This is a genomic window from Klebsiella sp. ME-303, assembly GCF_007910085.1.
GTDB classification, from domain to species: Bacteria; Pseudomonadota; Gammaproteobacteria; order Enterobacterales; family Enterobacteriaceae; genus Klebsiella; species Klebsiella michiganensis.
The window spans coordinates 22,226-30,033 of record NZ_VOJB01000093.1 but is presented as its reverse complement, the minus strand read 5'-3'; the positions used below and the strand labels follow the sequence as shown (position 1 = coordinate 30,033).

Sequence of the window (7,808 nt, the reverse complement as noted above, 5' to 3'; positions counted from 1 at the left end):
CTAAGCGCAGCGCGAGCCGGGAAGAAGCAGAGCTGATACATCAACCCCGGCACACTCCCCGGGTCGCGGTGTAAACGCCTTACCCGGGCTACCCGCCCGCAGACAACGGTGAATTCGTAGCCCGGCTAAGCGCAGCGCGAGCCGGGAAGAAGCAGAGCTGATACATCAACCCCGGCACACACCCCGGGTCGCGGCGTAAACGCCTTACCCGGGCTACCAGCCCGCAGACGACGGTGAACACGTAGCCCGGCTAAGCGCAGCGCGAGCCGGGAAGAAGCTGAGCTGATACATCAGCCCCGGCACACTCCCCGGGTCGCGGCGTAAACGCCTTACCCGGGCTACCGGCCCGCAGACGGCGGTGAATTCGTAGCCCGGCTAAGCGCAGCGCGAGCCGGGAAGAGGCAGAGCTGATACATCAACCCCGGCACACTCCCCGGGTCGCGGCGTAAACGCCTTACCCGGGCTACCGGCTCGCAGACGACGGTGAATTCGTAGCCCGGCTAAGCGCAGCGCGAGCCGGGAAGAGGCCGAGCTGATACATCAACCCCGGCACACTCCCCGGGTCGCGGCGTAAACGCCTTACCCGGGCTACCGGCCCCGCAGACAACGGTGAATTCGTAGCCCGGCTAAGCGCAGCGCGAGCCGGGAAGAAGCAGAGCTGATACATCAACCCCGGCACACTCCCCGGGTCGCGGTGTAAACGCCTTACCCGGGCTACCACTTTCCAGGCCAAGGGAGTTGCGGCATCGGGTAGCCCGGACAGGCGCAATGCGCCGCTTCCGGGAGAATGCGTTATCCGTTAGCGGCCACCTTGCGCAGATCGAACACGCGGCAGGCCTTACCCTCGGAGCGCGGAATGCTGCCGCAGTTAACAATGCTGATATCGGTCGAAATCCCCACCATCGACTTGATCCGGTGGCGCAGCTGGTGGCAAATCTGACAGCGCTGCTCGTGGTTCAGCGCCAGACCGCTCTCTTTTAGCTCCACGCGCACCGAAAGTGAATCAAGATGACCCCGGCGGTTAACTTCCAGCTGATAGTGCGGCGCCAGATGTTCGAACTTGAGGATCTCCTCTTCCAGCTGCGACGGGAAGACGTTCACGCCGCGGATAATCAGCATATCGTCGCTGCGCCCGCTGATGCGATCCATCCGGCGCATGGTGCGGGCGGTGCCCGGCAGCAGGCGCGTCAGGTCGCGGGTGCGGTAGCGGATCACCGGCAGCGCTTCTTTAGTCAGGGTGGTGAACAGCAGCTCGCCGTGTTCGCCGTCCGCCAGCGGCGTGCCGGTGTCCGGATTCACTACTTCAGGGTAAAAGTGATCCTCCCAGATCGTCGGACCGTCGGCGGTTTCCAGACACTCCATCGCCACCCCCGGCCCCATCACCTCCGACAGACCGTAGATATCCAGCGCCGAAATACCCAGACGACGCTCGATTTCCGCCCGCATCGCATGGGTCCACGGCTCCGCGCCGAACACGCCCACCCGCAGGGAGCAGCCGCTGGCGTCGCCGCCCATCTGGCGCTCCAGCTCTTCAATCAGGTTCAGACAGTAGGACGGCGTCACCATAATCATATCCGGCTTGAAATCGCGGATCAGCTGCGCCTGTTTTTCAGTCTGCCCGCCGGACATGGGAATGACCGTCGCGCCTAAACGTTCCGCACCGTAGTGGGCGCCCAGCCCGCCGGTAAACAGACCATAGCCGTAGGCGACATGAATTTTGTCTTTTGCCGTCCCGCCCGCCGCGCGCAGGGAGCGGGCGACAATATTGGCCCAGTTATCAATATCGTTTTGCGTATAGCCCACCACCGTCGGCTTGCCGGTGGTGCCCGAAGACGCGTGGATACGCACCACCTGCTCCATCGGCACCGCAAAGGTATCAAAGGGGTAGTTGTCGCGCAGATCCTGCTTGGTGGTGCAGGGAAACTTGCTCAGATCGCTCAGTTCGTGAAAATCGTCAGGATGAATGCCCGCCGCGTCAAATTTACGGCTATACATCGGCACGTTCTCATACGCATGCTTAAGGGTCCACTTCAGACGCTGGGTTTGCAGGGCCTGTAGCTCGTCGCGCGATGCGGTTTCAATCGGGTCTAATTGAGTTATCGTTGTCATTTTGTAGGGTACTCGCAGGTAGATTCGCTCACACTCGCTCAAGGATCATGGCAATGCCCTGACCCACGCCAATACACATCGTACACAGCGCATAGCGCCCGCCGCGGCGCTGCAGCTCCAGGCTGGCGCTTAATGCCAGCCGGGCGCCGCTCATTCCCAACGGATGGCCTAAGGCGATGGCGCCGCCGTTGGGGTTAACATGCGGGGCATCATCCTCCAGCCCCAGCTGTCTGAGCACGCCCAACGCCTGGGCGGCGAAGGCTTCATTCAGCTCAATCAGATCCATATCGTTTATACTCAGCCCGGCGCGCTCCAGCACTTTACGTACCGCCGGTACCGGTCCAAGCCCCATCAGCTTCGGCTCGACGCCCGCCGTCGCCATCGCCACAATACGCGCCCGCGGCGTCAGCCCCTGGACGATGGCCTGCTGCGAGCTGGCGATAATCAGCGCCGCGGCGCCGTCGTTGACGCCGGAGGCATTTCCCGCGGTCACTACGCCGCCCTGACGGAACGGCGTTTTTAGCCGCGAAAGCTGTTCAATGGTGGTATCCGCCCGCGGATGCTCGTCGTCGCGCACTACGTGTACCGCTCCTTTCCTGTCGACAACGTTTACCGGTACGATCTCCTGCGCCAGAATGCCGTCGCGCTGGGCCTGAGCCGTACGCTGCTGGCTGCGGAAAGCGAAAGCGTCCTGATCGGCGCGGCTGATATTTAACAATTCAGCTACATTCTCCGCCGTTTCCGGCATGCTGTCAGTGCCAAATCGCTGCTGCATGAGCGGGTTCACAAAACGCCAGCCGATGGTGGTATCAAACAGCTCGGCCTGGCGCTGCCAGGGGGCGCTGGCTTTGGCCATCACAAACGGCGCCCGCGACATGGACTCGACGCCGCCGGCGATCATCAGATCCGCCTCTCCGGCTTTGATGGCGCGTGCGGCGAAGCCGATAGCGTCGAGACCGGAGCCGCACAGACGGTTAATGGTGGTACCGGGTACGGTGTGCGGATAGCCCGCCAGCAGCGTCGCCATATGGGCCACGTTGCGGTTGTCTTCGCCGGCCTGATTGGCGCAGCCGAGAATCACATCATCGATCGATGCCGGATCGAACTTCGGGTTACGGCTCAGCAGTTCGCGCAGCGGGATGGCGGCGAGGTCGTCGGCGCGCACGCTGGCCAGCGCCCCGCCGTAGCGGCCAATCGGCGTGCGGATCCCGTCACAAATAAAGGCGTCGCGCATCAGACTTCTCCTGTGATTGTGCCGCCGATGCGGTGCGATTTACCGCGGAACAGAGCGACAACTTTTTGCTGTTGGTTAACAATTTCTATGTCATAGACCCCGGTCAGCTTGCCCTGATGCTTAACTCTCGCCGTCGCGGTCAGCAGCTCGCCGACAAAGGCCGGACGCAGAAAATCGATGCTCGCCGCCGACGCGACCGCCGCCAGCCCCTGGCTGTTGCAGGCGTAGGCGAAGGCGGTATCGGCGAGCGAAAACAGCTGTCCGCCGTGGCAGGTATGGTGGCCGTTGAGCATGTTCGGGGCGATCGCCATGGTCATCTGCGCGTAGCCCTGGTCCATCGCGATAATTTCAATTCCCAGCGCTTTCGCACAGTTATCGTTCTCGTACATCGCGCGGGCGTTGTGCCAGGCTTCATTGCTCATGATGTCTCTCCATCAGCGCCTTCTGGCGCAGCAGGGAACAGGGGCGATAGCGCTCTTCGCCGTAGTGCTGCTGCAGGTTTTCCAGCAGCCGCAGCACCCGGCCCCAGCCTAGTGATTCACCCCACGCCAGCGGGCCGTGCGGGTAGTTGACGCCCAGACGCATGGCGGTATCGATATCCTCCGCGCTGGCAACGCCCTTCTGCAGCGCGTCCAGCGCTTCGTTAACCAGCATCGCCACCGTCCGCCACACTAGCAGGCCGGGATAGTCGGCGATCTGCAGCACCTTTTTGCCCTGCTGCTGAAAATAGAAAGTCGCTTTATCGATCGCCGCCTGAGAGGTGGTTTCCGCGCTGGCCAGCACCACCGTATCGCCTGCGCTATGGTCGTAGACCACCACCGGGCGGCCGTGCTGAAGGCTTAACGCCAGGGCGGTTTCACCGGTCGTTTCCAGCAGCAGCACCTCGTCCAGCTCGGTGACAACGTCACGTTTTATACGCTTTGCTGCCCGTTCTGCCGATACGGCGGCCAGCTCCAGCTCAGGCTGTGCCTCAGCAGGCCAGCAGTAGACCCCCTGCCCGCTCTTTTTACCCAGCCGCCCGGCCAGCGCCAGCTCCTGCTGCAGCAGCGACGGCAGATAGCGGCGGTCCTGCCAGAAGGCGTTAAATACCGAACAGGTCACCGCAAAGTTGACGTCCTGGCCAATCAGGTCGGTCAGCGCCAGCGGCCCCATGGGAAAACCGCCGCCGTCGCGCAGGGCGGCGTCAATCGCCTCCGGCGCGGCGACCTGCTCCTCCAGCGCTCGCCACGCTTCGGCATAAAAAGGCCGCGCCACGCGGTTGACGATAAAGCCGGGCGTTGAGCGGCAGCGAACCGGCTGTTTTCCCCAGTCGCTGACCCGCAGGCAGAGCTGTTCAACGACTTCCGCCGAGGTGGCCAGGCCGCTGACCACTTCCACCAGCTTCATTACCGGGGCCGGGTTAAAGAAGTGCAGCCCGGCGACCCGCTCCGGGTGTTTTATTCCCGCGGCGATGGCGGTGATCGATATCGACGACGTGTTGCTGACCAGCAGCGTCGACGGGGAGCAGATTTCGGCCAGCTGTCTGAACAGCGCTTTTTTCACGTCCAGGCGCTCGGAGGCGGCTTCAATAACCAACTCCGCACGGGCTAAAGCGCTCAGATCCTCAGCCGGAGACAGACGCGTCAGAAGCGCCCCGGCCTGTTCCGCCGCCAGCTTGCCGCGGCTGACGCGGGAGGCCAGCCGCTGGCGAATCCCGTCGATGGCGCGAACCACCGCCTCAGGGGCGATGTCGTAAATCAGTACCGGATGCCCGGCGGCGGCGGCCACTTCGGCAATGCCGGCGCCCATGGTGCCGCTGCCTATCACCGCGACGGTAGGTAACGTTGTGCTCATCGGCTATTTCCCGCTGAAGTGAGGTGGACGCTTCGCCAGAAAAGCGCTGACGCCTTCGCGATAGTCGGCGCTGCGTCCGGCCAGGCGCTGGTAGTCGCGCTCCAGATCAAGCTGCTGGTCCAGGGTCTGGGTTTCCGCCAGCCGCAGCGCGTTTTTAATCAGCCCGAGGCCATAGGTCGGCTGGGCGGCCAGGTGCCGGGCCAGCGCCAGGCCGGTGTCTTTCAGCTCGGCATCGTCCACCACCTGCCAGATCATCCCCCACTGCGCCGCCTGCTCCGCGCTCAGGCTATCGCCCAGCAGCGCCAGCCCCATCGCCCGCGCGCGCCCCGCCACGCGCGGCAGAAACCAGCTGCCGCCGCAGTCCGGCACCAGACCAAGCTTGCTGAACGCCATGACGAACTTCGCTGAACGCGCCGCCAGCACGATATCGCATCCCATCGCCAGCGTAGCCCCCGCGCCCGCCGCGACGCCGTTCACCGCGCAAATCACCGGTTTCGGCAGCGCCGCCAGACGGCGCACCAGGGGGTTGTAGAAACGCTCGACCGATAAACCGAGATCCGGCGCCGGCCCGCTGGGGTTAACGTTGCGGTCATTTAAATCCTGCCCGGCGCAAAAGCCGCGCCCGGCGCCGGTCAGCAGTAAACAGCGCACGCTGTCGTCGCGTTCGGCCTGTTTCAGGCACGTCGCCAGCTGCAGGTGCATCAGGTCGTTAAAACTGTTCAGACGGTCCGGGCGATTAAGGGTAATCGTCATCACGCCCTGTTCCACTTCGCTGAGAATGAAAGCTTCCACGATTAGCGTCCTTTAAATTCCGCAGTACGTTTATGTAAAAAGGCGTCGATGCCTTCGCGGCGATCTTCGGTCGCGCTCAGCAAAGTAAACAGCTGGCGCTCCTGCTGAAGCCCGGCCTGCAGGCTCACCTCCTGCGACAACCGCAAAGCCTGCTTAGCCGCGCGCAGCGCCAGCGGCGAGTGGCGAGCCACGGTTGCCGCCAAAGCGAGTGCATATTCATCGGTGAGCGCTGGCGGATAAACCTCGCATACCAGCCCCGCCCGCTGCGCCTGATGGGCATCAATGCTTTCGCCGCTCAAGACCATCCGGCTGGCCAGCGCCTTACCGACGGAGCGGATCAGGCGCTGGGTCCCGCCCGCGCCCGGCATAATGCCGAGGGTGATTTCCGGCAGGCCGAAGCGGGCGTTATCGCCAGCGACGATCAGATCGCAGAGCAGCGCCAGCTCGCATCCGGCGCCGAGGGCATAGCCGTTAACCGAAGCGATCAGCGGTTTACTGAAGGCGTCGATACGCGCCCACAGCCGCGGGCGAATATCATCGAGCGTGGCGGGCAGATCTTTTTCCGCCATTTCGTTCAGGTCAGCCCCTGCGGCAAAGAAGCGTTCGTTACCGCTGATGACGCAGACGCCGACCGACGGGTCCAGCGCCGCCGCGTCGAGCACGTCGGCGATCTGCGTCAGCAGCGCGTTATTCAAAGCGTTGCGCGCCTGCGGGCGATTTAGCGTCAGCTGCAGTACGCGCGCGTGACGAGCAATGAACAGTTCGCTCATGCCATCCCCCGCGCGTCAAAGTCGACAACCACATCGTCGCTGGTGGGCAGCGCCTGACAGCTCAGCACGTAGCCCGCCGCCAGTTCGTCGGCTTCAAGGCTGTAGTTAGCGGCCATCGCCACCTCGCCGCGCAGCACTTTGCATTTACAGGTGGCGCAGACGCCCCCCTTGCAGGCAAACGGCAGGTCCGCCCCCTGGCGCAGCGCGGCGTCAAGAATGCTGTCATCCTCCGCGCTCAAGGCAATGGTTCGGTCGCGGCCGTCCTGACGAATCGTGACCGCGCGGCCCTCCGCCTGTACGCCGGTAGCCCGCCTGGCGCGGCTGTCCGGGGTATTAAAACGTTCCAGATGAATCGCGTCCTCCGGTACGCCCAGCTCGCGCAGGGCGATCTCCGCTTCATCCATCATCGCCGCCGGGCCGCAGATAAAGGCGTACTCGAAGCGGCTGAAGTCCAGCAGATGGGCGGCCAGTTCGCGCAGCTTGTCGCCGTTGATGCGCCCCTGCAGCAGATCGCTGTCCATCGACTCCTGGCTGAACAGGTGCACCACCTGCAGACGCTGCGGATAGCGGTCTTTCAGGTCGGCCAGCGCCTGACGGAACATCATGCTGTGGCTGCTGCGGTTGCCGTAAACCAGCGTGAAGCGGCTGTCGACTTCGGTGGCGAGGGTGGCGTCGATAATCGCCATCATCGGCGTAATGCCGGAGCCGGCGGCAATCGCCAGGTAGTCAGCGCAACGCCCGGCCTGCGGCTGGTAGCCGAAGTGGCCCTGCGGCACCATCACGTCCAGCGCCATGCCTTGCTGAATGTCGCTCTGGGCATAGCGCGAGAAGCGCCCGCCGTCGATGGCCTTCACCGCCACGCTGATTTCACCCGGCGAGCGGCTGCGGCAAATGGAGTAGCAGCGCCTGAGCTCTTCCCCGCCAAGGCGCGCTTTCAGGGTCAGATGCTGGCCCGGACGGAAGGCGTATGCATTACGCAGCGCGTCGGGAATGGCAAAGGTGATGGTGACCGCATCGCGGGTTTCCGGCTCCACTTTCGCCACGGTAAGCGAATGAAATGTCGTCATCGC

General features: G+C 63.7%; 7 protein-coding genes. All 7 read right to left on the bottom strand.

The window, feature by feature from the left end:
* Positions 1–792: 792 nt before the first annotated feature.
* From paaK to paaE, 7 genes are read right to left on the bottom strand one after another with little or no spacing between them, the layout of a single operon-like run.
* The gene (gene paaK / locus FQK12_RS21450; RefSeq protein ID WP_014229189.1) at positions 793–2,109 is read right to left on the bottom strand and encodes a phenylacetate--CoA ligase PaaK; all 1,317 of its coding nucleotides are present in this window, start codon (positions 2,107–2,109) and stop codon (positions 793–795) included.
* Between the two features lie 28 nt (positions 2,110–2,137).
* Positions 2,138–3,343: a 3-oxoadipyl-CoA thiolase gene (gene pcaF / locus FQK12_RS21445; RefSeq protein ID WP_014229188.1), complete on the bottom strand. Its 1,206-nt coding sequence runs from the start codon at positions 3,341–3,343 to the stop codon at positions 2,138–2,140.
* Complete coding sequence (paaI, locus tag FQK12_RS21440) at positions 3,343–3,765, bottom strand: hydroxyphenylacetyl-CoA thioesterase PaaI (protein ID WP_014229187.1); 423 nt, start codon at positions 3,763–3,765, stop codon at positions 3,343–3,345. Before paaI ends, pcaF begins: the two co-directional genes overlap by 1 nt.
* Complete coding sequence (locus FQK12_RS21435) at positions 3,755–5,176, bottom strand: 3-hydroxyacyl-CoA dehydrogenase (RefSeq protein WP_014229186.1); 1,422 nt, start codon at positions 5,174–5,176, stop codon at positions 3,755–3,757. The genes paaI and FQK12_RS21435 overlap by 11 nt, the downstream gene beginning before the upstream one ends.
* Positions 5,177–5,179: 3 nt before the next feature.
* Positions 5,180–5,968 (bottom strand): 2-(1,2-epoxy-1,2-dihydrophenyl)acetyl-CoA isomerase PaaG, encoded by a 789-nt coding sequence (paaG, locus tag FQK12_RS21430; protein ID WP_014229185.1) that lies wholly within the window; start codon positions 5,966–5,968, stop codon positions 5,180–5,182.
* A 2-nt stretch (positions 5,969–5,970) separates the two neighbouring features.
* Positions 5,971–6,738 (bottom strand): 2,3-dehydroadipyl-CoA hydratase PaaF, encoded by a 768-nt coding sequence (gene paaF, locus FQK12_RS21425; RefSeq protein WP_014229184.1) that lies wholly within the window; start codon positions 6,736–6,738, stop codon positions 5,971–5,973.
* Positions 6,735–7,805: a 1,2-phenylacetyl-CoA epoxidase subunit PaaE gene (paaE, locus tag FQK12_RS21420; RefSeq protein WP_014229183.1), complete on the bottom strand. Its 1,071-nt coding sequence runs from the start codon at positions 7,803–7,805 to the stop codon at positions 6,735–6,737. Before paaE ends, paaF begins: the two co-directional genes overlap by 4 nt.
* Positions 7,806–7,808 lie beyond the last annotated feature (3 nt).

What these genes read in the sequence shown, in the direction of transcription:
- paaK (WP_014229189.1), bottom strand. Translation starts at nt 2,109, where the DNA reads ATGACAACGATAACTCAATTAGACCCGATTGAAACCGCATCGCGCGAC.
- pcaF (WP_014229188.1), bottom strand. Translation starts at nt 3,343, where the DNA reads ATGCGCGACGCCTTTATTTGTGACGGGATCCGCACGCCGATTGGCCGC.
- paaI (WP_014229187.1), bottom strand. Translation starts at nt 3,765, where the DNA reads ATGAGCAATGAAGCCTGGCACAACGCCCGCGCGATGTACGAGAACGAT.
- FQK12_RS21435 (WP_014229186.1), bottom strand. Translation starts at nt 5,176, where the DNA reads ATGAGCACAACGTTACCTACCGTCGCGGTGATAGGCAGCGGCACCATG.
- paaF (WP_014229184.1), bottom strand. Translation starts at nt 6,738, where the DNA reads ATGAGCGAACTGTTCATTGCTCGTCACGCGCGCGTACTGCAGCTGACG.
- paaE (WP_014229183.1), bottom strand. Translation starts at nt 7,805, where the DNA reads ATGACGACATTTCATTCGCTTACCGTGGCGAAAGTGGAGCCGGAAACC.